19 protein-coding genes are annotated in these 22,870 nt (G+C 39.2%); 8 read left to right on the top strand and 11 right to left on the bottom strand.

The features are described 5' to 3' along the window. Position 1: 1 nt before the first annotated feature. The 3 genes from pstA to AACV33_RS12535 all read right to left on the bottom strand — a co-directional run bounded on the left by pstA (position 2) and on the right by AACV33_RS12535 (position 2,685). A complete protein-coding gene (gene pstA / locus AACV33_RS12545) occupies positions 2–856 on the bottom strand; it encodes a phosphate ABC transporter permease PstA (RefSeq protein ID WP_017022193.1) in 855 nt (284 codons plus the stop codon). A gap of 4 nt (positions 857–860) precedes the next feature. After that, complete coding sequence (gene pstC / locus AACV33_RS12540; protein ID WP_012550647.1) at positions 861–1,787, bottom strand: phosphate ABC transporter permease subunit PstC; 927 nt, start codon at positions 1,785–1,787, stop codon at positions 861–863. A 76-nt stretch (positions 1,788–1,863) separates the two neighbouring features. Further along, a complete protein-coding gene (locus AACV33_RS12535) occupies positions 1,864–2,685 on the bottom strand; it encodes a phosphate ABC transporter substrate-binding protein (protein WP_017022194.1) in 822 nt (273 codons plus the stop codon). 342 nt (positions 2,686–3,027) lie between these two features. Between AACV33_RS12535 and AACV33_RS12530 the strand changes: the two genes are divergently transcribed. Next, the gene (locus AACV33_RS12530; protein ID WP_182699298.1) at positions 3,028–4,659 is read left to right on the top strand and encodes a methyl-accepting chemotaxis protein; all 1,632 of its coding nucleotides are present in this window, start codon (positions 3,028–3,030) and stop codon (positions 4,657–4,659) included. An 85-nt stretch (positions 4,660–4,744) separates the two neighbouring features. Here AACV33_RS12530 and moeB read toward each other — a convergent pair whose 3' ends face one another. Together moeB and moeA are read right to left on the bottom strand one after the other, a co-directional pair. Continuing rightward, on the bottom strand, positions 4,745–5,494 hold the full coding sequence (moeB, locus tag AACV33_RS12525) for a molybdopterin-synthase adenylyltransferase MoeB (protein ID WP_182699297.1): 750 nt from the start codon (positions 5,492–5,494) through the stop codon (positions 4,745–4,747). An 11-nt stretch (positions 5,495–5,505) separates the two neighbouring features. Next, on the bottom strand, positions 5,506–6,750 hold the full coding sequence (gene moeA / locus AACV33_RS12520; RefSeq protein ID WP_182699374.1) for a molybdopterin molybdotransferase MoeA: 1,245 nt from the start codon (positions 6,748–6,750) through the stop codon (positions 5,506–5,508). A gap of 153 nt (positions 6,751–6,903) precedes the next feature. Between moeA and folE the strand changes: the two genes are divergently transcribed. Beyond that, complete coding sequence (gene folE / locus AACV33_RS12515) at positions 6,904–7,557, top strand: GTP cyclohydrolase I FolE (protein ID WP_012550500.1); 654 nt, start codon at positions 6,904–6,906, stop codon at positions 7,555–7,557. A gap of 67 nt (positions 7,558–7,624) precedes the next feature. Here folE and cls read toward each other — a convergent pair whose 3' ends face one another. Beyond that, the gene (gene cls / locus AACV33_RS12510; protein WP_017022198.1) at positions 7,625–9,079 is read right to left on the bottom strand and encodes a cardiolipin synthase; all 1,455 of its coding nucleotides are present in this window, start codon (positions 9,077–9,079) and stop codon (positions 7,625–7,627) included. 275 nt (positions 9,080–9,354) lie between these two features. On the opposite strand from cls, the gene AACV33_RS12505 reads away from it, so the two are divergent. Then, positions 9,355–10,701: a sodium-dependent transporter gene (locus AACV33_RS12505; RefSeq protein WP_017022199.1), complete on the top strand. Its 1,347-nt coding sequence runs from the start codon at positions 9,355–9,357 to the stop codon at positions 10,699–10,701. Positions 10,702–10,793: 92 nt separating this feature from the next. Here AACV33_RS12505 and AACV33_RS12500 read toward each other — a convergent pair whose 3' ends face one another. The 4 genes from AACV33_RS12500 to AACV33_RS12485 all read right to left on the bottom strand — a co-directional run bounded on the left by AACV33_RS12500 (position 10,794) and on the right by AACV33_RS12485 (position 13,802). Further along, positions 10,794–11,192, bottom strand: coding sequence for a YchJ family protein (locus tag AACV33_RS12500; protein WP_023603529.1), 399 nt, complete (start codon positions 11,190–11,192; stop codon positions 10,794–10,796). Between the two features lie 12 nt (positions 11,193–11,204). Continuing rightward, on the bottom strand, positions 11,205–12,407 hold the full coding sequence (locus AACV33_RS12495) for an EAL and HDOD domain-containing protein (RefSeq protein ID WP_017022201.1): 1,203 nt from the start codon (positions 12,405–12,407) through the stop codon (positions 11,205–11,207). A 115-nt stretch (positions 12,408–12,522) separates the two neighbouring features. Further along, the gene (lpxH, locus tag AACV33_RS12490) at positions 12,523–13,248 is read right to left on the bottom strand and encodes a UDP-2,3-diacylglucosamine diphosphatase (RefSeq protein ID WP_182699296.1); all 726 of its coding nucleotides are present in this window, start codon (positions 13,246–13,248) and stop codon (positions 12,523–12,525) included. A gap of 56 nt (positions 13,249–13,304) precedes the next feature. Beyond that, positions 13,305–13,802 (bottom strand): peptidylprolyl isomerase, encoded by a 498-nt coding sequence (locus tag AACV33_RS12485; RefSeq protein WP_182699295.1) that lies wholly within the window; start codon positions 13,800–13,802, stop codon positions 13,305–13,307. Positions 13,803–13,950: 148 nt separating this feature from the next. Here AACV33_RS12485 and cysS point away from each other — a divergent pair, with 148 nt between their 5' ends. Both cysS and AACV33_RS12475 read left to right on the top strand, forming a co-directional pair. After that, positions 13,951–15,339: a cysteine--tRNA ligase gene (cysS, locus tag AACV33_RS12480; RefSeq protein ID WP_017022203.1), complete on the top strand. Its 1,389-nt coding sequence runs from the start codon at positions 13,951–13,953 to the stop codon at positions 15,337–15,339. An 81-nt stretch (positions 15,340–15,420) separates the two neighbouring features. Continuing rightward, complete coding sequence (locus AACV33_RS12475) at positions 15,421–15,999, top strand: thymidine kinase (RefSeq protein WP_017022204.1); 579 nt, start codon at positions 15,421–15,423, stop codon at positions 15,997–15,999. An 87-nt stretch (positions 16,000–16,086) separates the two neighbouring features. Here the strand turns inward: AACV33_RS12475 and AACV33_RS12470 are convergent, their stop codons facing one another. Next, a complete protein-coding gene (locus AACV33_RS12470) occupies positions 16,087–18,621 on the bottom strand; it encodes a glycosyl hydrolase family 18 protein (RefSeq protein WP_182699294.1) in 2,535 nt (844 codons plus the stop codon). A gap of 630 nt (positions 18,622–19,251) precedes the next feature. Here AACV33_RS12470 and AACV33_RS12465 point away from each other — a divergent pair. The 3 genes from AACV33_RS12465 (at position 19,252) to oppC (ending at position 22,863) form a co-directional block, all read left to right on the top strand. After that, positions 19,252–20,916, top strand: coding sequence for an ABC transporter substrate-binding protein (locus AACV33_RS12465; RefSeq protein ID WP_182699293.1), 1,665 nt, complete (start codon positions 19,252–19,254; stop codon positions 20,914–20,916). 108 nt (positions 20,917–21,024) lie between these two features. Beyond that, positions 21,025–21,945, top strand: a complete 921-nt coding sequence (gene oppB, locus AACV33_RS12460; protein ID WP_017022207.1) for an oligopeptide ABC transporter permease OppB — start codon at positions 21,025–21,027, stop codon at positions 21,943–21,945. 15 nt (positions 21,946–21,960) lie between these two features. Further along, entirely contained in the window at positions 21,961–22,863 is a 903-nt protein-coding gene (gene oppC, locus AACV33_RS12455; RefSeq protein WP_017022208.1) for an oligopeptide ABC transporter permease OppC, read from the top strand. The last annotated feature ends 7 nt before the right edge of the window (positions 22,864–22,870 follow it).

Here is a 22,870-nt window from a genome sequence, read left to right as displayed (position 1 = left end):
ATTAAGACGCTTTATTGATTTTTCGAGCCAATAGCTTCGTTAGCGTGTTAATTATTAATACAAGAACAATCAATACTGTCGCTGTTGCGTAAGCTTGATTCCATTCTTCGATGGTAAATAATTCAGTGGTTAATTTGTACAGGTGAACGGTTAATGTTCTGCCTGAATCAAGCAATGAATCAGGAATACGTGCCACCATACCAGCGGTTAAGAATACAGGTGCGGATTCACCAATAACACGACCAATACTTAAAATAACAGAGGTTAAAATACCTGGCATTGCGCTTGGTAGTATTAAGCGCCAAATGGTATAGATTTTTGATGCCCCTAAACCATAAGAGCCTTCTCTAAAGGTTTGAGGTACAGCCATTAATGCTTCTTCTGTTGTACGAATAATCACGGGTAAGATTAAAATACTCAGCGTAAGCGCACCGGATAAAATAGAGAAACCTAATCCTAAAATACCGACAAAGAAAGTCATACCAAATAGACCAAAGATTATCGATGGAATACCCGCTAATGATTCTGTACAGAAGCGAATGACTTTAACGAGTTTACTGCCTACTTTTGCGTATTCGGTTAAATAGATGGCCGTCATGATCCCGAGTGGCGCGGCAACCGCAATTGAAGCTAATACCATGTAAAGGGTGGCGACGATCATTGGGAAGATACCGTGTTCTTCACCAGTACGAGTGTAGTTATCGGTAATGAATGACCAACTTACGTGTTGTAGGCCATTCGATAAAATGTACCACATTATCCAAAATAGAAAGCCGACGGTGATGGCTGCTGAGAACCAGATGAATCCTGCTGCGATCTGATCTTTTATGTGACGTTGTTTTTTAAGTTTATTCATTGTCTTATCTCGCTGTTTCACGATTTAGATAAAGAAGAATGCCATTCAGAGACATGATAAAGACGAGTAATACTACGCCTGTTGCATATAGAGCACTGGCGTGGATGCCACTTGCGTATGACATTTCAATCGCAATGTTTGCTGTTAATGTACGCGCAGAATCTAAGATACCTTCTGGCATGGCAGGGGCGTTCCCCATAACCATAATGATAGCCATTGTTTCTCCAAGAGCGCGAGCAATACCTAAAATGACACCCGTCATAATGCCTGAACGAGCAGCAGGAAGAAGAATACGGAAAATTGTGAATATTTTAGAAGCGCCAAGGGCCAATGAACCTTCTTTATAGGTCGCTGGGACGGCTCTGATTGAGGTTTCTGATACCGTGATTACGGTAGGTAAAATCATAACACCTAAAACGATAATACCCGCAAGGATAGTGTTACCTGCAGGGACTTGAAATACGTCTTGAATCAATGGAACAATAATAACAAGGCCAAAGAAGCCATAAACAACCGATGGGATGCCAGCCAGTAATTCAACCGCAGGGCGGATAATATCGGCAAGGCGTTTAGGCGCGATTTCAGCGATAAAAATAGCCGTAAGGATACCGATTGGAACACCGACGAGAACGGCACCAAAGGTAGAAACAACGGATGCAACGATCATGGTGAAAACACCATAAAGAGCTGGTGGTAGCCAATCTTGACCTAAAACGATGCCACTAACACCAACTTGTTGAAATGCAGGAATACTTTCTTTAACGATAAAATACGCAATGGTGGCTAAAGATAACGTACCGATGATGGCACAGCTGAGAAATAATACGTGGAAAATACGCTCTCTCCAATCCACACGTTTTTTCTGTCGTAACGGATTAAGAGAAGGCTTGTCTTGATTGACAGTATCTTGATTATTCATGGCGATGGTCATAATAAATACTCACATGTCGAAAAATTCGAAATGGAAAAGCCTGGCCTTTGCAGGCCAGGAAAATTAAGGTAATAAATTAGTTAACTGAAATGTAGCCGTTCTTTTCAACTAGATTTTGTGCTGTTTCGTCTGTCATCCAGTCTAGGAATTTTTGAGTTTCTACTGATGGCTTACCTTCACGGTACAGTACAAGGAAAGGACGAGAGACTTTGTATGTGCCATTTTTAATATCAGCAACGCTTGGTACTACGTTATCGATAGAAAGGGCATGAACTGAGTTATCTACGGTACCTAAAGAGATATAACCAATAGCGTATGGGTTGCTTGCTACCATTGTTTTTAGCGCGCCGTTGCCATTTGCTACTTGAGCTCGTTGAGAGATAGCCGATACTTTCATACCTGAGATTTTTTTCTTAAGACTCATGATGTCTTCGAATGCGCCACGAGTACCTGATGCCGTGTCGCGTGTAATTGCAACGATTGGCTTATCTTCGCCACCCACTTCTTTCCAGTTTTTCACTTCACCTTTGTAGATAGCGGTAACTTGTTCTGACGTTAGGCCTTTAAGTGTATTGCTTGGGTTAACCACAACAGCGATACCATCGTGTGCAACCACTAATTCTTTTAATGTCGCTTCTTTTTCTGATGCTTTTAGATTACGTGATGACATACCTAAATCCGCAGAACCATTCTTCGCTGCTTTTACACCAGCAGAAGAACCAGGGCCTTGAACTTCGATATAAACGTTAGAGTGGTCTTTCATGTAGGTTTCAGAAAAAACTTCCATAAGAGGGGTCACGCTGCTTGAACCAACTGCAGAAATTGTTTCTTTCGCTGATGCTGGTAATGCTACTACTGAACTCAGAATTGCTAGTGCGCCGATAACTGACTTTTTCATTTTCATTTCCTTTGAGGCATACGTGCCGTAATTAAGTTGACGAGGCCACTTTAGGAAACTTATGTGACAGTAATATTTCAGTTTTCTTAAAAGTGTATGACATTCTGGTTTTTTTATTAAAAAGGCGTATTCATTAGAAATGAATGTTATTTAATCTTATTGTTCAAATTCATAGCGTTATGTGTTTTTTATTGACGTAAATGTAAAATTTGACGGTTTTTTTGTATTGATTATTGAACGGTTTGTAAAAATAGATCTACGTCACAGTGTACTATTTGAAAATAAAACCAGAGATAATGACATTATTAACAATTATTTTTGAGAGTGTTATGAGGGTAAATAATGCGTAAGTTGATCAATGGTTTTTCTATTAAAGTTCAGGTTTTAATTCCTGTATTACTTATTTCTATCATTATGACTGGGGGCGTGTTGCTCGCTCGTGGTGATTTTGAAGCATCAATGACGAACATGGCGTCTGCTTCGAATGAATTAAGTGAAAGCAAAGATGAGCTAGCAACCATTATCAACACAACGTATGCAATGCGAATCAGTGCCGTTTATAGTTTGTATGATTCTGAAGAATTAAAGAAATTAGCGGCTAATCTAGATTCAGGATTTAGAAAAAATATCATATCAATGGATAAATTAAGGAAGATGAATGGGCTTTCTCAAGAGATTGATACGTTAAAATCAGCAATGAATTACTACGTTCAATACAGTAAATCACCAATGATGCCTCTATTGAAAGAAAAGCATACTGGTGAATACAATACGACAAAGTATGATCTGGCTCGTACTGAGTACAGGCGTGCAGGTGCTGCCATGGTTAACGCCATTGATGAGTTATCAGCAAAATTGAATCAAGTGGTTGAAACGGAAGTTTCCAAAGCAAAAATGGCGCATGATGCGACATTAACACAAGTGACTATTGCCATTTTTATTGCCATTTTTGTATCGCTTATTTGCGCTTGGTGGTTAGCAAGTATTATTGTTGCACCAATTGGTACAATACAACAAATTATGCAGCGCATTGCGAAAGGTGATTTGAATGTAACGGTTAATGAAGAAGGGGATAATGAAATTACCGCCCTTAGCCGTGATATTAATACAACGGTACATCAACTGCGTACGACTATTGATTCGATGGTTCGTATTTCTGAAGATGTGGCTTCAGCGTCAACGGAACTGGCTACGGTGATGACACAAGCTCAAGTAAATTCAGATCAAGAAAAGCAAGAAATTGAGCAAGTTGCTTCTGCCGTAAATCAATTATCAAGTACCGCGGATAATGTAAATAGCAGCGCGTTAAATGCAGATACCGCAGCGCATCAAGCGAGTGAAATGGCCTCTCATGGCTTAAAGTTATACCAAGAAAGCACGGACGCAAGTTTAAAAATGGTCGATCAAATCACATCAGCTGCGAATGTGGTGACTGGCTTAAAAGAACAATCTGAAAAGATCGGTAATGTGATTGACGTGATTCAAAGTATTTCAGAGCAAACAAATTTATTGGCATTAAACGCTGCGATTGAAGCAGCTCGTGCGGGAGAAAGTGGACGAGGCTTTGCTGTGGTGGCGGATGAGGTTCGTATGCTTGCTGCTCGTACTCGAGAATCAACTCAAGAAATTCAGGTGATTATTGAAGAGTTGCAAGTGCAGTCGACAAAAGCCAATGATGGAATGCAATCAAGTCTTGATGTATTGGCGAATGATCAAGCATTAGCGAGCCAAGTCAATGAGGCTTTGATGAGCATAATGGGATCGGTTAATGGTATAACTGCGATTAATACACAAGTAGCGACAGCGGCAGAAGAGCAAAGCCAAGTTACGAATGACATTAATCGTAACATCACAAATATTCATGAAATTGTAAATCAAAACGTAACGGGTATTACACAGAGTGCGGCTGCAAGCCATGAATTGTCACAGTTAGCAGAGCAACAGAAACAACAGTTAACCTATTTTAAATTGTAGGATCTTTGTTTTAAGTCGAAATGAAAAAAGGCGTTAATCCAAATGGGTTAGCGCCTTTTTATTGATCTTGATATTGTGGAACGTGCTATTTACCGCATACAGAGCAGTGGGGTGTTTTTGCTAATTTCATCTCACGCCAGTTCATTGAAAGGGCATCTAAGATCAGAAGTTTCCCGATTAAGGGTTGTCCGTAATTAGTTAATACTTTGATGGCCTCAAGAGCTTGTGTTGCACCAATAATGCCAACAACAGGAGACATTACACCGGCTTCAACACAAGTAAGCGCCTGCTCACCAAATAAACTACTTAAGCATTGATAACAAGGCTCGTTATTTTGATAAGTATAAACGCTCACTTGGCCTTCCATACGAATTGCCGCACCTGAGATTAACGGTGTTTTAGATTCAAAGCACAGTCGGTTTAACTGATTTCTGGTTTCTACGTTATCGGTGCCATCTAACACTAAATCATGAGATGAAATAAGAACACGTAACTCATCATCAGATAAACGTTTATCAATAGGGGTAATATGACAATTAGGATTAATACGGTTTAAGGCATTTTTCGCTGAAATGACTTTCTTTTCACCAATGGTATCGTCGCAATGCAAAATTTGACGTTGCAAGTTTGAGAGTTCGACAACGTCATCATCAACCAGTGTCATTGACCCTAATCCGGCAGCGGCTAAATATTGAGTTGAAGCACAACCTAACCCGCCAGCACCAATAATGAGAATGGTGCTGTCTTTGAGTTTCTCTTGGCCTTCAAAATCAAAATTTCTCAAAATGATTTGACGATTATAGCGCAGCATCTCTTGATCAGATAATTCAGACATTGGGATCACTTCTAATAAAGAGAGGCGTTAAATAGTTCGATATTAACGGTTTCGCCAACACTAACACGATCACGCTCTCGTTCCAGAACAACAAAACAATTAGCAATACTCATTGAGCTAAATGCTCCTGAACCTTGATTGCCCGTAGTGGCCACTTCAAATTGACCTTTATCATTGATGGAGTAAATACCGCGTTGATAATCAGTACGACCAGGACGTTTTTTAAAGACCGTCGTTGCCACTGCTGGGATCGCTTTAGGCGCTTCCCATTTAGAGTGACCTGCAAGTTTCGCTAGCATCGGCTGAACCAATACATACATTGTTAACATTGCAGAAACGGGGTTTCCCGGTAAACCACAGAAATAAGAATCAGGCAGCTGACCAAAGGCAAAAGGTTTACCCGGTTTTATGGCTAATTTCCAAAAGCCAATTTGGCCTAATTCATCTAAGATGTCTTTTGTGTAATCGGCTTCACCAACACTCACACCACCTGATGTCACCACCACATCCGCTTCTTTATCAGCTTTAAGAAAGACGTCTCTTAGCGTTTGTGGGCAATCTGGAATAATACCAAGGTCAATGGCTTCACAACCAAACCTCTCGATTAATACTTTAATACCGTAGCGATTACTGTCATAGATCTGACCATCTTCGAGTGGTTGACCTAATGGTGTCAGTTCGTCACCCGTTGAGAAAAAGGCAACTTTAGGTTTATGAACGACGGGAATATCATTAATACCAAGTGAAGCAATTAATGGAATGTCTCTTGGTGTTAAGCGGTGACCTTTCTCTAAGACGGTTTGTCCTTGTGAAACATCATCACCAATCGGACGAATATTGGTTTGAGGTTTTATATCAGAAAGAGTGACATCAAACGTAATGTTACCATCAGAATTCGAGGTGAGTTCTTGCATAATAACGGCATCACAACCAACAGGGATCTTCGCACCAGTCATGATTCTAATTGTGCTTTGTTCTTGCCATTCACCTTCAAAAGGAATACCAGCAAAAGACTTACCTGCAACTGGTAATGTCAGAGAGAGTGCTAAATCAGACAGACGAACTGCATAACCATCCATTGCTGAGTTTGAAAAAGGAGGAACGTTAATTGGGGAGCAAATATCTTCAGCCAAAACAAAACCAATGGCATCAGAGAGAGGCAATGTTTTTGCTAATGAAATAGGGGTAACTTGGGATAAAAGGGTATCCAATGCCGTTTCTACGGGGATGAGACCTTGAGTTGCGCAGCAATCCATCATGATATTCTCTGAACTAGTAGTAATAAGGAAGAACATTACCATATTTTGGTGCTGAACATCTAATAGACCCATGAAAATCAGGGTGTATTTATTTTACAGAGCGGGTATCCTTAGCGCAGGATTTTTAAATAGAATACTCTGGAGTATATGATGTCATCATTCAGTGAATCAGCCATTTTGGTGCGTGATGCTCTTGTTGCGCGTGGCCTTGAGACGCCAATGAAAGAAAATGGAATTAGTCGTGAAGAGAAAAAAGAACGTATTGAAGAGCATATGCGTGAGATCTTGTCTCTGCTTACTCTCGATCTTAGTGATGACAGCCTTGAAGAGACGCCTCATCGAATTGCTAAGATGTACGTTGATGAAATCTTTTCTGGGTTAGATTATGCGAATTTCCCTAAAATTACCGTCATTGAAAATAAAATGAACTGTGATGAAATGGTTCGAGTGAACGACATTACATTAACGAGTACGTGTGAACATCATTTAGTGACGATTGATGGAAAAGCCACCGTTGCTTATATTCCTCGTGAAAAGATCATTGGTCTATCGAAGATTAATCGTATTGTTCGATTTTTTGCCCAGCGTCCTCAAGTTCAAGAGCGTATGACACAGCAAATATTAGTGGCACTGCAAACATTGCTTGGCAGTGACGATGTTGCGATCACAATGGAAGCGACACATTATTGTGTTAAGTCTCGTGGTGTCATGGACGCGACGAGTAGCACAACGACAACTGCGCTTGGCGGGATTTTCAAACGTAATCCAGCGACAAGACATGAATTTTTAAGTGGCATTCGTTAATATTTACGGATGCTAAAAAAGCCCACGATAATTAAATTATCGTGGGCTTTTTAATTTATGTTTTGTTTTAAAGTAAGGGGCTAAACATAGAGAAGAAACGCTCAGTAAATCGATGAGCCCAATTTCGTTGCTGCCAATTTTCTAAAACAATCGCATCAGAATGTTCTAGGTAGCCATCTAATACCCACGTTAATTGTTTTGTAAATTCAGGATCATCAACAATCAAACTGACTTCAAAATTCAACCAGAAGCTGCGCATATCTAAATTCACAGTACCAATAATGCAATAGTTATTATCAATGACCACTGATTTAGTATGCAATAACCCGCCTTTAAACTCAAAGATATGAACCCCTGCGTTTAGAAGCGTTTCAAAGAATGATTTTGAAGCCCAACTTACCATTAATGAATCGTTCTTCTTGGGTAAAATTAACGTAACTTTTACTCCTCGGTGAGCTGTGGTTCTTAAGGTATGGAGCAATAACTCACTAGGAACAAAATAAGGTGTTGTGATTGTGAGTGATTCTCTAGCTTGATTAATTGCTGTGATCAATACTTGCTGAATAATGTCATCTGGCATACCCGGACCCGAAGGCACTACCTGAGTAGTGTGGTTAAATGGGTCTATTTCAAATGGGCATTCAGGTATTGTTGGCAGTGCTCGTATTCCCGTTTCTACTTCCCAATCCCATGCATAAATCGTATTTAAGATCGCTACATTAGGGCCGGTAATACGAACCATTACGTCAACCCATTGGCCTACGCCCGAATTTTGTTTGAAATATTGAGGATCGACTAAATTCATTGATCCTGTATAGGCAATTTTATTATCGATAACGACAATTTTTCGATGTAATCGTAGGTCAAGTCGTCTAAAGAACATACGGAATGGACTCACGCTTAAGGCTTCAACAATATTGACCCCAGATTCTCGTAACATTCTTGGCCAGTGGCTTTTGAAAAAATCAATACTCCCAGCCGAATCCAGTAAAACATTAACGGTTACGCCTCGTTTAGCCGCTTGAATTAATGCGCTTGCGACACCATCGGCTAATCCACCATGATGCCAAATGTAGAATTCCATATTGATTTCATGCTCTGCTTTTTCAATATCTCGAATAATGGCGGTCAAAATTTCTGACGGGGTATTTAATAAAGAAAGGGTGTCGCCACTTAATGCTGGAATACCTAATCGATTTGAACACAAATTATGAATGGATGAAATTCGATGTGAAATAGAATGAGGCTGATGAGACTGACAGTGATGAACTTGAGCAAACCACTGTTCATAAGGAGTAAACATTGCTTTTGCTCGCTCACCACGAGTACGGCCTAAATTAAGCTCACCAATTAAGAAATAAGCCATTACACCAATAACGGGAAGGATATAAATAACCATTAACCAAGCAAGAGAGACGCCTACAGGCCTTGGTTTAAAGACGACACGAATCGTTACCCCGGCGACTAAAAGCCAATACAAGATAAAGCTAACGATAGTGAGTGCTTGGTAGAACTTATCCATTCGTGATTTCATATATATAGAGAGAATATGTATTAATATCAGGACTTGAGGCAAAAGAGTAGGTAAAGGGGATAAAAATTCGAAATAAGAGAGGTTTGATTGTTTTGTAAACAGGTTATAACAAAAATAGAGAGTTTTGTTATAAAAATAAAAAGCATCGCTTTCAATTTTATTCTTAAACTGGTTTACTTGCCACTATTCTAATAATTTTAATACATACGGTATGTAAAATATAATTTACAACCTGTAATTTCTCAAGCACAGATGGAATAAACATGGATAGTAATGCTTCAAGAGGTCAGTTTACCTCAAAATTAGGTTTTATTATGGCAGCTGCAGGTTCAGCTGTTGGTTTAGGTAATGTATGGGGTTTTCCTACAAAAGCTGCCAGTAATGGTGGCGCTGCTTTTTTATTAATGTACCTTTTAATGGTTTTCCTATTGGCTTTCCCTATGTTAGTCGCAGAGCTAACCATTGGTCGTCATGGGCAATCTAACCCTATTGCTTCTCTAAAGAAAATTTGGACTAAAAATAAGCTCGCCGCTGGAGTGTTTGGTTTTATTGCCATGCTGGCCGCTTCTATGATTTTAAGTTTTTATTCTATTCTTGCTGGTTGGTTAATGGGCTTTGCTGCTGCTCCTATTTTAGAAATCATAGGCCTACAAAGTGTTGCTGATTGGTTAGTGAATTTTGGTGACAGTCGTAATGTGGTATTAACGATTCTATTTTCTGTATTTACTATTTATGTTGTTCAGAAAGGTGTTGCTGATGGTATTGAAAAGTGGTCAACACGTTTAATGCCAATGCTATTTATATTATTCGGGATCATGATTGCTTATATCTTTACTCAAGATGGTGCAATGGAAGGCCTTAAAATGTATCTAGTGCCTGACTTCTCTCACATCAATAGTGGTTTGTTAGTCGATGCTATGGGGCAGGCCTTTTTCTCTCTATCATTAGGTGTTGGCTCAATGATGGTATACGGTTCATATTTAAAGAAAGATGTGAATATTCCTAAAACGGCAGCTCAAGTAGCGGCTATTGATACCGGTGTTGCTTTTGCCGCAGGTCTTCTTATCCTTCCTGCGATGTTTGTTGCTAAAAATAATGGCGTTGAGATATTTAATGAAGCGGGTCAATTGATCAGTTCTGGTGACCTTGTCTTTGCTGTGTTACCTGCGATGTTTGAAACGATGGGGGGAATGGGTGTTGTTTTAGGTACGGCTTTCTTTGTACTCATGGTAATTGCTGCATTAACGTCTTCGATCTCACTGCTTGAAGTTCCTGTTTCTTGTGCGCAAGAAGAGTTAAAAACGGACAGAACAAAAGCAACGTGGCTTATTGGCGGAGCGATTCTTGTTCTGAGCTTATTTATTGTCTTTAATTTTGGCACATTGTTTGGATTGATTGCAGACATCTCTACGGTTTATATGCAACCGCTGCTAGGGGTTGTTTGGGCTATCATTGTTGGTTGGATTTGGAATCGTAATAAGGTATTAGAAGAGATCAAACAGGGTAACCCTGAGATTGCACAAGGACTATTCTGGAAAATTTGGCCTTGGTATGTACGAGTTGTATGTCCAGTCGCTATTCTTGTTGTATTTATGGTTTCTATTCTTTAAATATAAAAAGTAAAAATAAAAACGCCGCATTTAAATAAATGCGGCGTTTTTTATGTGTTTATTATCTTTCAACAAGAGCCATTGAGCTTAAATTATTCAATTTCACCATCAATGTAATACCATTTGCCATTTTCTTTAAGAAAACGAGAGTGCTCTTTTAGTTGATGAAGTTGATTGTTTTCTGAGTATGTTGCTTTAAAAGAAACGAAACCCTCATAAGGACTCATTGTTGATAAGTGACTTGATAGTACTTTTAGCTTTCGCCACTCTAATTCTGTGGATTCGACAATACCGTCTCTAAATTCTTCTGCATGACAAGAGGGATGATAGGTATCAATAATGTACTGAACAAGTTGTTTAACATGAGCTGAATAACGTGAACGCATTAGTAGTTCGGGTGTTTTTGCTAGTTCATGTTGATTATGAATAGGTTCACAACAAACTGAATAATTTTTTTTAGTGCCACAAGGGCAATGGTTGTTTTTAGACATTATTACACTCGTTTAGTGGGCTAAATCATCGACCCATTCAGCGGATTCATTATAACAAGCTGAGAATTCTTGTTCAGTGATATGTAGATCAGAACAACATTTAGCGACAATGTCCCAATCGGCTTTTTCGTAGCTCTCTATCGCAAGGATAAGAGATCCAAGAGGGCCTTTTCTTAATGTTAGGGCGTGTTTTATTTCATCTGAAATAGGGAGATGTTGGATCAATACTTCTAAGGGTTGATCTAATAATGGCTCTAATAACGAAAATAAACCGACTAAAAAGGCTTGGCTTGGTTCTAAGTTGATTTTTGTTTTATTAACGATCAATTCGCACAATTTAGCGCGATGGATCGACAATGTATAAAGAGATTGAGGCTTATGTTGGGTTGCATGAGCGACAGCAACCAAAGATACGAATTGACGTAATTTGGTTTCACCAAGATATACTAAAGCTTGCTTGAATGACGTGATAGGCTTGTCTATTACTGATGATGAGTTGACAAATCTCAGCAATTTATAAGATAACGAAACATCTTGAGCAATGTGTTTTTCAACCGCCACAAAATTAACAGTAGGAGCAGATATTTCTTGGTACAACTGTATTATTGACAGTTGATTGGGTTGAATCGCACGTTGTTGCAACATTTCAGGTTTACTAAAGAAATATCCCTGAAAATACGTAAAACCAGCTTCTTTTGCTTGCTCGAACTCTTCGTATGTTTCTACTTTTTCAGCCAAAAATACAATGTTGTATTTTGCACAGTGGCGTATAAATAGTTTTGCTTTTAGAACTGGAGTTACACGCATATCAAACTTTATGATGTCGATATAAGGTAAAAAAGGTGTCCATTGAGGGCTTGGCTCAAAATCGTCTAAAGCAAGCTTATACCCTCGTTCGGATAGCGTTTTAATCGCTTCAAGCAATTCGGGGGTAGGAATGCAATCTTCAAGAATTTCAATAACGAGGTTGCTAGCATTAAATAACGTAGGTACTAAGTTTAATAAACTTTGCTGTGGAAAGTTTACAAAACCTAATTTGTCATTGGTCGCATTACAATGGGAACTTAAAAAATGGTCTGATAATAGACGACTCGTTGCTTCTTCAGCTTCTACTGCAGGAAATGTATTTTTAGGCCCGTCTCTAAATAAGAGTTCATACCCAATCGTGTTCTTTTTTAGGTCTAAAATAGGTTGACGAGCAACGTATGAATACATGAGTTCTTTTCTCTACAGCATACTGGAACAATGAGTTTTAATGATAATCGTATTTACACAAAAAAACTATGTCTCAATAATGATTAAGCACCAAATGAACGCTTATAACTGTGAGTTATTTAAAGCTTTTATTTAAAAGTGTAAATGTATTGTCTTTATAGGTAAGTATTGAGCCTTGTGTGTACCAATCTCCAAGCACAATTCTTGTCATTTGATTATCATTTACTGTGAAAACATGAGTGTCTGGACGATGAGTATGACCATGAATTAATAGGTTGACGCCTTCTTTATGCATGACTCTTTCGACTTCACTTTGGGTGACATCCATTATTGATAATGTTTTATGCTGTTTTTTTTCTTTTATTTTATCTTGTACATTTTTGACAATACGCTGGCGAATAAATAACGGGATACGATTGAAAACCCACTGTAGCCACGGTTGATGAACTTTTGCTCTGAATTCTTGATATTTAACGTCGTCAATGCAAAGCGTGTCACCATGCATGATCAGCACTTTTTTTCCATCAACATCAATTACGGTATGATCGGCAAGTAAGGTGATGCCCGTTTCTTTACAGAATCGTTTATTTAATAAAAAGTCACGGTTTCCTTGGATGAAAAAACAATGGACACCTTGGTTGGTTAATGTCGTAAAGGCATTTTTAATTAATGAACTAAATGAAGAGTTATCATCATCACCAATCCAAAATTCGAAGAGATCACCTAAGACATACAGCTCTTTAGCGTGTACGGCTTCATTCTCCATAAAATCAAGAAAGCAGGTTGTGATTTCAGGGCGAGTAGGGCAGAGGTGCAGATCGGAGATAAATAGGATAGTCATAAGTCACATTGTAGTAGATAAAATGCCAGCGATTAACGCTGGCATAAAAAGAACAATTATTCTGTAATTGTTGTACCAGTGATGAATACTTCTTCAACAGGTACATCTTGGTGTACGTAACCGTAGTTACCAGTTGCAACACCTTTGATTTTGTTTACTACGTCCATGCCGTCAACAACTTCAGCAAATACACAGTAACCCCAACCATCTACAGACTCTGATTTAAAGTCTAAGAATTTGTTGTCATTAACGTTGATGAAGAACTGAGAACTTGCAGAATGCGGTTCCATAGTACGAGCCATCGCTAATGTGCCTACTTTATTGTTTAGGCCATTGTTTGCTTCATTTTTGATTGTTGCGCGGCTTGTTTTTTCTTCAAGACCAGCAGTCATGCCGCAGCCTTGAACCATAAAGCCATCAATTACACGGTGGAAAAGTGTGTTGTCGTAGAAACCATCTTGACAGTATTGTAGGAAGTTAGCACAAGTTACTGGTGCTTTGTCTTCATGAAGTTTAACTGTAATGTCACCAAAAGAAGTGTGAAGGATGATCATGGAATTACCTTTGTAATTGTATTTAAATAGAATTTTATTTTACCTAAGATTAAGTCGGATCTACAGGGAATTTTCTTGCTATCATTACTTATTATAGGTTTAATAGCCTTTATATATCCTTAAAACAAATAACGAGTAAAAAAAGAACATGTTGAAAATATATAATTCCCTAACACGCCAAAAAGAAGAATTTAAACCAATTACCGAAGGTAAAGTCGGTATGTATGTGTGTGGGGTTACGATTTACGATTTGTGTCATATTGGCCATGGTCGTACTTTTGTATCTTTTGATGTGATTTCTCGTTACTTACGTTTTTTAGGCTACGATCTTACATTTGTTCGTAACATCACTGATATTGACGATAAAATCATTAAACGTGCTGCTGAAAACAACGAAAGCTGTGAAGCACTAACTGAACGTTTGATCGCAGAAATGCATGCGGATTTTGATGCTTTGAAAATGAAACGTCCAGACGTTGAACCACGAGCGACTGAATACATTACGGAAATTGTAGAATTAGTTGAGCGCTTAATTGAACGTGGCTTTGCATACGTTGCTTCAAATGGCGATGTAATGTTTGAAGTAAAGAAATTTGATGAATATGGTCGTCTTTCTCGTCAAGATCTTGAACAGCTTCAAGCGGGCTCTCGTGTGACTCTTGAAGAAACAAGTGTTAAGCGCAGTGGAATGGATTTTGTTTTATGGAAAATGTCTAAACCAGGTGAGCCTACATGGGAATCCCCTTGGGGTCCCGGTCGTCCCGGTTGGCACATTGAATGTTCTGCGATGAACTCTTCTATTCTAGGTAATCATTTTGATATACATGGTGGGGGGTCTGATCTTATGTTCCCACATCATGAGAATGAAATTGCTCAATCATGTTGTGCGCATGACGCTAAGTACGTAAATACTTGGATGCACAGTGGTATGGTGATGATTGATCGTGAAAAGATGTCTAAGTCATTAGGCAACTTCTTTACTATCCGTGACGTATTAGCGCATTACGATTCAGAAACGGTTCGTTACTTTTTAATGTCTGGTCATTACCGTAGTCAATTGAACTACAGCGAAGAGAATTTAAATCAAGCTCGTTCTTCATTAGAGCGTCTATATACTTCGTTACGTGGCCTTGATTTAACGGTGACACCTGCGGGTGGTGAAACGTTTGTTACTCGTTTCTCTACGGCAATGAATGATGATTTCAATACACCAGAAGCTTATTCAGTGTTGTTTGAAATGGCGCGTGAAGTAAACCGTTTAAAAACCGAAAATATCGAAGCCGCATCGAAACTTGGTGCATTAATGCGTGAATTGGCTGAGGTATTAGGTTTATTGTCACAAGAACCAGAAGCTTTCTTACAAGGTGATAGCGGCAGTGATAATGAAGTGGCTGAAATAGAAGCATTGATCAAAGCGCGTAACGATGCTCGTGCAGCAAAAGATTGGTCAGCAGCCGATGCCGCTCGTGATGCCATCGCAGCGTTAAATATTGTATTAGAAGATGGCCCAGAAGGAACAACTTGGCGTCGTAAATAATATAAACCGTTTTATGTAAAGGGCTGGTTTTTCCAGCCTTTTTTATTACCAAATTTTTAAACTTTAATAGAGGACACATTTGTGGCTCAAATGTACTTTTATTACTCGGCAATGAATGCGGGTAAATCAACAACACTTCTTCAATCGTCTTTTAATTACCAAGAACGCGGAATGAATCCTGCGATTTTTACTGCGGCTATTGATGATCGTTATGGTGTAGGAAAAGTGAGTTCTCGTATTGGCTTAGATGCCGATGCGCATTTATTTAATACCGATATGGATATGTTTGAAACGATTAAAACGCTGCATGAAGCAAAAAAAATACATTGTGTATTAATCGATGAATGCCAGTTTTTAACGAAAGAACAAGTTTACCAATTAACAGAAGTCGTCGATAAATTGCATATCCCAGCGTTATGTTATGGGTTACGTACTGACTTTTTAGGTGAGCTATTTGAAGGCAGTAAATATTTATTATCATGGGCTGATAAATTGGTTGAGTTAAAAACCATTTGTCATTGTGGTCGTAAAGCGAACATGGTTATTCGTACTGATGAGCATGGTGTTGCTATTGCTGATGGTGATCAAGTTGCTATTGGTGGTAATGAATTATATGTATCCGTTTGCCGAAGCCATTATAAAGAAGCACTAGGTAAGTAATTATACTTAGTTCTAATTGATAAAAAGTAAGGCCGAATTCAAAGTCATGAATTTGGCCTTTTTTATATTGATTATAATAAGTTGGTATTAGTTACAAGCAGAGATACCTACTTCTTTCCATACTCCCCAATCACCAGAGGTCGATGGATCATCACCTTGAGTCCACCATTTAGCTTCCCATACTTTACCTGAGTTAGAAACTTGGTCACCACCATTATAAACAGCGGATGCATCCCATGCATTATCACAAGTTACAGGCGGATCTCCTGCATCTTTTAGCACAGTAACACTTACTGTTACTGTATTTGATGCTTGTCCGTCATTTGCTGTGACAGAGAATGATAGTGGAGTATCTACCGTATAAGAATCAGCAATAAAGGTGACTGTAGACCCTGTAACCGTTGCATCGATTCCTGATGGAACTGCCCACGTAAACGTTAGAGGGTCACTTTCTGCATCAGTAGAAGAAGAGGCATCTAGCGTTACTACATCCCCTTTATTAACCGAACTTGGTGCAATAATTATGGCTACTGGTGGGGTATTAACCGGCTCAGTTCCTTTAACGGTTACGACTACAGAGACTGAATCAGAAGCTGTTGCGCCTTTATCATCCGTTACCGTTAAGGTGAATTGAAGAGTTTCCGATTGAATAAAACCATCAGTTACAAAACTAGCATTAACCGTATTGTGATTACTTAACGCTACCGCTGGTCCAGATATTTGAGTCCAAGTATAAGATGCGATTGTTCCATCACTGTCTGATGATAATGAACCATCAAGTTGAGCTGTTGCTGGAGTGGTTACCGTAATATCGACACCAGCATTAGCAATTGGTTTTTTATTCGCAGGAGGGGTTACCGTTCCACCAGCAAGGCCTTCTTGCATTGCATTAAGAATATCACCGTTATCAGCATCTATCTCCCATGCGAATAAACCCCCTAAACCTAAAGAGCGAACGTATTCCCCTTTTGCTAATACAGATTGTTTATTATCATAAGTAATTAGATCGCCATTACTTGGGTCATAAGCAAAAGCTGCTTGTGCGGCATCATCGTAACCTACTTCTACGCCTGCTTTATTTACGTAATTAGTGACGACATCTTTGTAATCAATAACGCCAGCTTCCCAAGAACCCGCAACTTTACCATTACCAACGCCTGTCATTGGGTTTGTTGGATCAGTCATGCTTTCACGTGTCACGCCAGTCCAACCACGAGCATACATACCAGCACCAACAACCAGTTTCTTAGCATCAACACCTTGCGCTAGCAGTAAATCGATAGCATTAGAGATGGTATAAGCTGGGCCTTTTCTAGGTTCGCCTTTATCGTCTAATCCTGTGCCATCACATTCACCTTGTGACATATGTGAGCCACAGTAAACCGCAGTTTGATGTCCAACGACGTTATTCCAACCACCGAAGAAATCATAAGTCATGGCAAAAATGTAGTCCATGTATTGAGAGGCTGCTGCATAATCAACATCTTCAATTTTATCGTAACCAGCACCAATCGCAGACGTTAGTTCATAAGTTTTTCCTGTTTCAGCACTTAACTCATCAAGCATAGCTCTCAGCTCTTGCATTAAAGCAACATAAGCTGGGCCGTCATTTACAGGGTCACCACCGGTCGAACTTGCACCGTCACCACCTGGGAATTCCCAGTCAATATCAACGCCGTCGTAGAATTTCCATGTTTTAAGGAATTTCTTAACCGAAGTGACGAAAATGTCACGTTTAGATTTATCAACAAAGTCATAGAAAGGGTCTGATAAAGTCCAACCGCCAATAGAAGGAACAATTTTCAGGTCTGGATAGCGTTGTTTAAGAGCCATCATTTGACCATAGGTTCCTTTATATGGCGTGCTATGTACATGACCGGATTGTGGCTGCGGCATTTGAACGGCTGCCCATGGGTCATGAATAACAACTTCATAATCAGGAGTGCCAGCACACGCACGATTTAGAGCCGCTAAACTGTTTCCGTTTTCGATTTCACCTAAAGAGGGATTAGGACCACAAATAGGAATAAAGCCATAAAGAATATGAGTTAGATTTTGTGCCGGTATTTGGTCTACGGCAAATTTACGACCGTAAACGCCCCATTCAACAAAGTAAGCACCAGAGACCATACCCTCAGGGGTTGTGTAATTACCATTTGCAGGATCGATGTTCATTGGTAATGGATCTAAATGACTGCCATCAGTATCTGCGACAACAATGTCTTTTGGCGCACTTGTACTACATTCTTCTACTGCACCTGTGCCGTTACACAGCTGAACCGTCATTGAGTATTGGCCGCCTTGTCTGACTTGAAGGACGGTAGAGGCTTTTTGAGAGGCAGTAGCAGAGATAGATTCTTCATGGACGATTTGTCCATTCAATAAGACTTTCCATGTTTCAGCGGATTCACCTGACCAGCGATCCCAAGTAACAGGAACTTCAGCAAACTCTTTAACGGTAACGAGATTTTTATAAGAAGTGGCCGCTTGGTCTACATCGATGATTGAAAAATCCGTTTCCATCCAAGAAATAATGGCTTGGCCAGGAACGGCTGCATACGTAGGGGCAGAGAGGGCAAGAGTGATTGCCGCAGTGCAAAACCCAAGTTTAGTTTTAAACATAAAGTAACATCCTTGATTAAATTATCCACAAATGGATACAAATATCTGCTGTAAAGAACAGCATTACCCCCAGTGTTACTGAAGTTTTTGATAGTTCAATTCGACTTTCTGAGTTTTGCAGCAAACTAAAACAATATTGAAAGTTGTATGAAATGGGGCCGAATGAATTTCATAGTGACGCGAATTTTTATATATCGAATATTGATTTATAAAATATAGAGTGGTATTCGCGTAGTAACTAAAGCTAATAAAAGCTAATTTTATTCTTTTTTATGTGGCTATATGTTTACTTTTTGTGTGGTTAATTGGAGTTAAACTCTGATTTTTTATTAAAAAACAGTTGAATAGATAATTAATGCTCGCTTATTTAGTTTTTGTATATCAAGCAATCAATTGCTCTTCCTTTATTGGAGTTTTATTCTGCTAATTGTGATGATATTAAAAGTTATCGGGCATTTTGTGACAAAAATGTGGCAAATTACTTCGATGATTGATAATGTTGCCCACGATTCTTCGAAGGATTTTATGTTTTTTAGACGTATTTAACGTTTTTTAGAACATTAAAATGATTGGCAAATCGCTTTGTCCGAAGATTGTCATGGATGCAAAAAAATGTATTGGAGTTAATGCATGTATAAAAATAAAATTACACAAGCAATTTTGCTTGGTGGCCTGTCACTGACACTTATTGGCTGTGGAGATAAAACCGCAGAGCAACCAGTAAAAGAAACAAAACCTGCTGAAAAAGCAGTATCAACTGATTCTGTTTATGCCGACGTTCAAGAATTGACTCGTGGTAATGGAACAGAAGTAGCAACTCTTGATCCTCATAAATCTCAAGGTGTACCTGAGTCTCACGTTATTCGTGATTTACTTGAAGGTCTTGTTAATCAAGATGCGGCAGGTAATACCATTCCTGGAGTCGCAGAGAGTTGGGAAACGACCGATAATAAAAAATTCACTTTCCATTTACGTAAAGACGCTAAGTGGTCAAATGGTGATCCTGTCACTGCGGATGATTTTGTATACAGCTTCCAACGTGCAGTTGATCCAGCAACGGCTTCTCCATACTCTTGGTATATGGAATATACTAAGATGGCGAATGCAAAAGACATCGTTGCAGGTAAAAAAGACAAAAGTGAGCTAGGTGTTAAAGCGATTGATGCAAATACATTAGAAGTTCAACTTGATACTGCCGTTCCTTATTTTGTGATGATGATGGGGCATACAACAATGATGCCTGTTCATAAAGCCACAATCGAAGAGTTTGGTGACCAGTGGACCAAACCGGGTAATTTCGTTGGTAACGGTGCATTTGTTGTAAATAAATGGGTTGTGAACGAACGTTTAGAATTAACTCGTAACGAGCAATATTGGGATAATGCCGATACAAAACTGACGAAAGTGACGTTCTTACCGATTGAAAATCAAGTCTCAGAAATGAACCGTTTTCTTTCTGGTGAACTCGACTTTACTAATGAATTACCGGTTGAACACTTTAAGCGCTTGAAAAAAGAAGAGCCAGAATCAGTGTCGGTAGTGGGTAGTCTATGTACTTACTATTATTCATTTAATACGAAAAAAGCACCCTTTGATGATGTTCGAGTTCGTAAAGCGATTTCTTACGCGATTGACCGCCCAATTATATCTGACATTATTTTAGGTCAAGGCCAAAAACCTGCGTATTTCCTAACACCAGAGATCACCGCAGGCTTTAATCCTGAGCTACCAGCTTACGGTAAAATGACTCAAGATGAACGTAATGCTGAAGCAAAACGTCTATTAGCTGAAGCTGGATTTGGTCCAGAAAATCCACTGAAATTTACTCTTCTATACAATACGTCAGAAAACCATAAGAAAATTGCAGTCGCTGCCGGTTCTATGTGGAAGAAGACTCTTGGCTTAGAAGTTGTTTTAGAAAACCAAGAATGGAAAACCTATCTAGATTCAAAAGACCAAGGTCAATTTGAAGTAGCGCGTGCTGGCTGGTGTGGTGATTACAATGAAGCCTCTGCCTTCTTAACATTAATGGTTAGTAAGAATACAACTGGCGGTCAACATTACGGAAGTGCTGAGTATGATGCGTTAATTGAAAAAGCATTAGCTTCAACGTCTGAAGAAGAACGCACTGCAATTTATCTAGAAGCTGAAAAATTACTAGCGAAAGATATGCCAATTGCTCCTATCTATCAGTATGTAAAATCTCGTCTATTATCTCCACAAGTAGGTGGCTTCCCTGTTGAAAATGCGGAAGAAAAAATCTACTCGAAAGACCTATACATAAAAGCTAAATAAATTTAGCAAATAAAAACTATAAGTATAAGCCACTGCATACAGTAAATGTATGTAGTGGTTAGATCCATCTTTTAATTATTTTTGTCACAGACACTGGAAGTATGAATTATGTTTCAATTCATTATCAAACGGATACTTGAAGCAATTCCAACAATGTTGGTATTGATCACTATCTCATTCTTTTTAATGAGATTTGCTCCCGGCAATCCATTTTCTACAGAACGTCCACTTCCTCCAGAAGTAATGGCGAACATCAACGCCAAATATGGTTTGGACAAGCCCGTCTTTGAGCAATATACAACCTATCTTGGTAATATTATTCAAGGTGATTTTGGTCCATCATTTAAATATCAAGATTATACCGTAAATGAACTGGTTGAGGCGGCATTGCCTGTATCGGCTAAGATCGGCTTTTTTGCTTTTATTTTTACGGTGGTGTTTGGTGTATCAATTGGTACTTTAGCGGCATTGAAGCAAAATACTTGGCTTGATTACAGTATTATGTCCACCGCGATGATTGGGGTGGTGATGCCTTCCTTTGTATTAGCCCCCGCACTAATTTATTTATTCTCTATTGAACTCGGTTGGTTCCCAGCAGGGGGGTGGCATGATGGTTCGTTTAAATACATGTTATTGCCTATTCTCGGTATGTCATTCTTATATATAGCGACGTTTGCTCGTATTACTCGCGGCAGTATGATTGAAACATTAAACAGTAATTTTATCCGTACCGCTCGTGCGAAAGGATTGAGCTACCGTTACATTGTGTTAAAGCATGCACTTAAACCAGCATTGCTTCCCGTGGTTTCTTATATGGGACCTGCATTTGTCGGTATTATTACAGGCTCAGTGGTTATTGAAACCATTTTTGGTTTGCCGGGTATTGGTAAGTTGTTTGTGAATGCTGCTTTTAACCGTGATTATTCACTAGTAATGGGGATCACTATTTTGATTGGTTTCCTATTCATTCTGTTCAACGCCATCGTTGATGTATTACTAGCAATAATTGACCCGAAAATTCGTTATTAACAGGGGAACGGACGCATGTTAACGAAAAAAGAAAATTTAGAAGCGATCGCCAATTTCTCTGAAAACCTAGAAATTGAAGGTCGTAGTTTATGGCAGGATGCCCGTTTACGCTTTATGAGAAATAAAGCTGCAATGATCAGCCTATGTGTATTAACCGTAATGACACTTTCCGTTGTCTTTTTACCGATGTTTAGCCAGTACGCTTATGATGATACGGATTGGTATGCATTGCACGAAGCACCAAGCCTTACGCATCTTTTTGGCACCGATAGTTTAGGGCGTGACCTTTTTGTACGTACCTTGGTTGGTGGTCGAATCTCCTTGATGGTGGGTATTTTAGGGGCACTGGTAGCGGTAGTTATCGGTACGCTTTATGGCGCAACCTCTGGTTTTGTCGGTGGTAAAGTTGACCGAGTTATGATGCGTTTTATTGAGATCCTATACGCGGTTCCATTCATGTTCTTAGTTATTGTACTAGTGACGTTTTTTGGTCGAAATATTATCCTGATCTTTGTTGCGATCGGTGCCATTGCTTGGCTTGATATGGCACGTATAGTTCGTGGACAAACATTGAGTTTACGAAGTAAAGAGTTCATTGAAGCGGCACATGTTTGTGGTGTGAGTAAGTGGGGAATTATTACTCGTCATATCGTGCCTAATGTACTGGGTATTGTTGCGGTATATTCAACGTTACTTATCCCAAGCATGATCTTAACTGAATCATTCCTATCTTTCCTTGGCTTAGGGGTACAAGAGCCAATGACGAGTTGGGGGGCTTTACTCCAAGAAGGCTCTCAAACCATGGAAGTGGCTATTTGGCAGCTCATTTTCCCTGCGTTATTTATGGTTGTTACCTTGTTCTGTTTTAACTATGTAGGTGATGGTTTACGTGATGCGTTGGATCCAAAAGACAGATAATCCTCTG

Source organism: Aliivibrio sp. SR45-2 (genome assembly GCF_963890165.1).
Classification (GTDB): domain Bacteria; phylum Pseudomonadota; class Gammaproteobacteria; order Enterobacterales; family Vibrionaceae; genus Aliivibrio; species Aliivibrio salmonicida.
This window is presented reverse-complemented; position numbering and strand designations above follow the sequence as displayed.

Bases quoted from the DNA above. Each gene is read 5' to 3' on its own strand.
- moeB (WP_182699297.1), bottom strand. From the start codon at position 5,494: ATGTCTGAATTATCTGATCAAGAGATGCTGCGCTATAATCGTCAAATC.
- lpxH (WP_182699296.1), bottom strand. From the start codon at position 13,248: ATGACTATCCTATTTATCTCCGATCTGCACCTCTGCCCTACTCGCCCT.
- AACV33_RS12505 (WP_017022199.1), top strand. From the start codon at position 9,355: ATGGATAGTAATGCTTCAAGAGGTCAGTTTACCTCAAAATTAGGTTTT.
- moeA (WP_182699374.1), bottom strand. From the start codon at position 6,750: ATGGATTGCTGCGCAACTCAAGGTCTCATCCCCGTAGAAACGGCATTG.
- AACV33_RS12470 (WP_182699294.1), bottom strand. From the start codon at position 18,621: ATGTTTAAAACTAAACTTGGGTTTTGCACTGCGGCAATCACTCTTGCC.
- AACV33_RS12465 (WP_182699293.1), top strand. From the start codon at position 19,252: ATGTATAAAAATAAAATTACACAAGCAATTTTGCTTGGTGGCCTGTCA.
- oppC (WP_017022208.1), top strand. From the start codon at position 21,961: ATGTTAACGAAAAAAGAAAATTTAGAAGCGATCGCCAATTTCTCTGAA.
- oppB (WP_017022207.1), top strand. From the start codon at position 21,025: ATGTTTCAATTCATTATCAAACGGATACTTGAAGCAATTCCAACAATG.
- cysS (WP_017022203.1), top strand. From the start codon at position 13,951: ATGTTGAAAATATATAATTCCCTAACACGCCAAAAAGAAGAATTTAAA.
- pstC (WP_012550647.1), bottom strand. From the start codon at position 1,787: ATGACCATCGCCATGAATAATCAAGATACTGTCAATCAAGACAAGCCT.
- cls (WP_017022198.1), bottom strand. From the start codon at position 9,079: ATGGATAAGTTCTACCAAGCACTCACTATCGTTAGCTTTATCTTGTAT.
- AACV33_RS12495 (WP_017022201.1), bottom strand. From the start codon at position 12,407: ATGTATTCATACGTTGCTCGTCAACCTATTTTAGACCTAAAAAAGAAC.
- AACV33_RS12500 (WP_023603529.1), bottom strand. From the start codon at position 11,192: ATGTCTAAAAACAACCATTGCCCTTGTGGCACTAAAAAAAATTATTCA.
- folE (WP_012550500.1), top strand. From the start codon at position 6,904: ATGTCATCATTCAGTGAATCAGCCATTTTGGTGCGTGATGCTCTTGTT.
- AACV33_RS12530 (WP_182699298.1), top strand. From the start codon at position 3,028: ATGCGTAAGTTGATCAATGGTTTTTCTATTAAAGTTCAGGTTTTAATT.
- AACV33_RS12485 (WP_182699295.1), bottom strand. From the start codon at position 13,802: ATGATCATCCTTCACACTTCTTTTGGTGACATTACAGTTAAACTTCAT.
- AACV33_RS12535 (WP_017022194.1), bottom strand. From the start codon at position 2,685: ATGAAAAAGTCAGTTATCGGCGCACTAGCAATTCTGAGTTCAGTAGTA.
- pstA (WP_017022193.1), bottom strand. From the start codon at position 856: ATGAATAAACTTAAAAAACAACGTCACATAAAAGATCAGATCGCAGCA.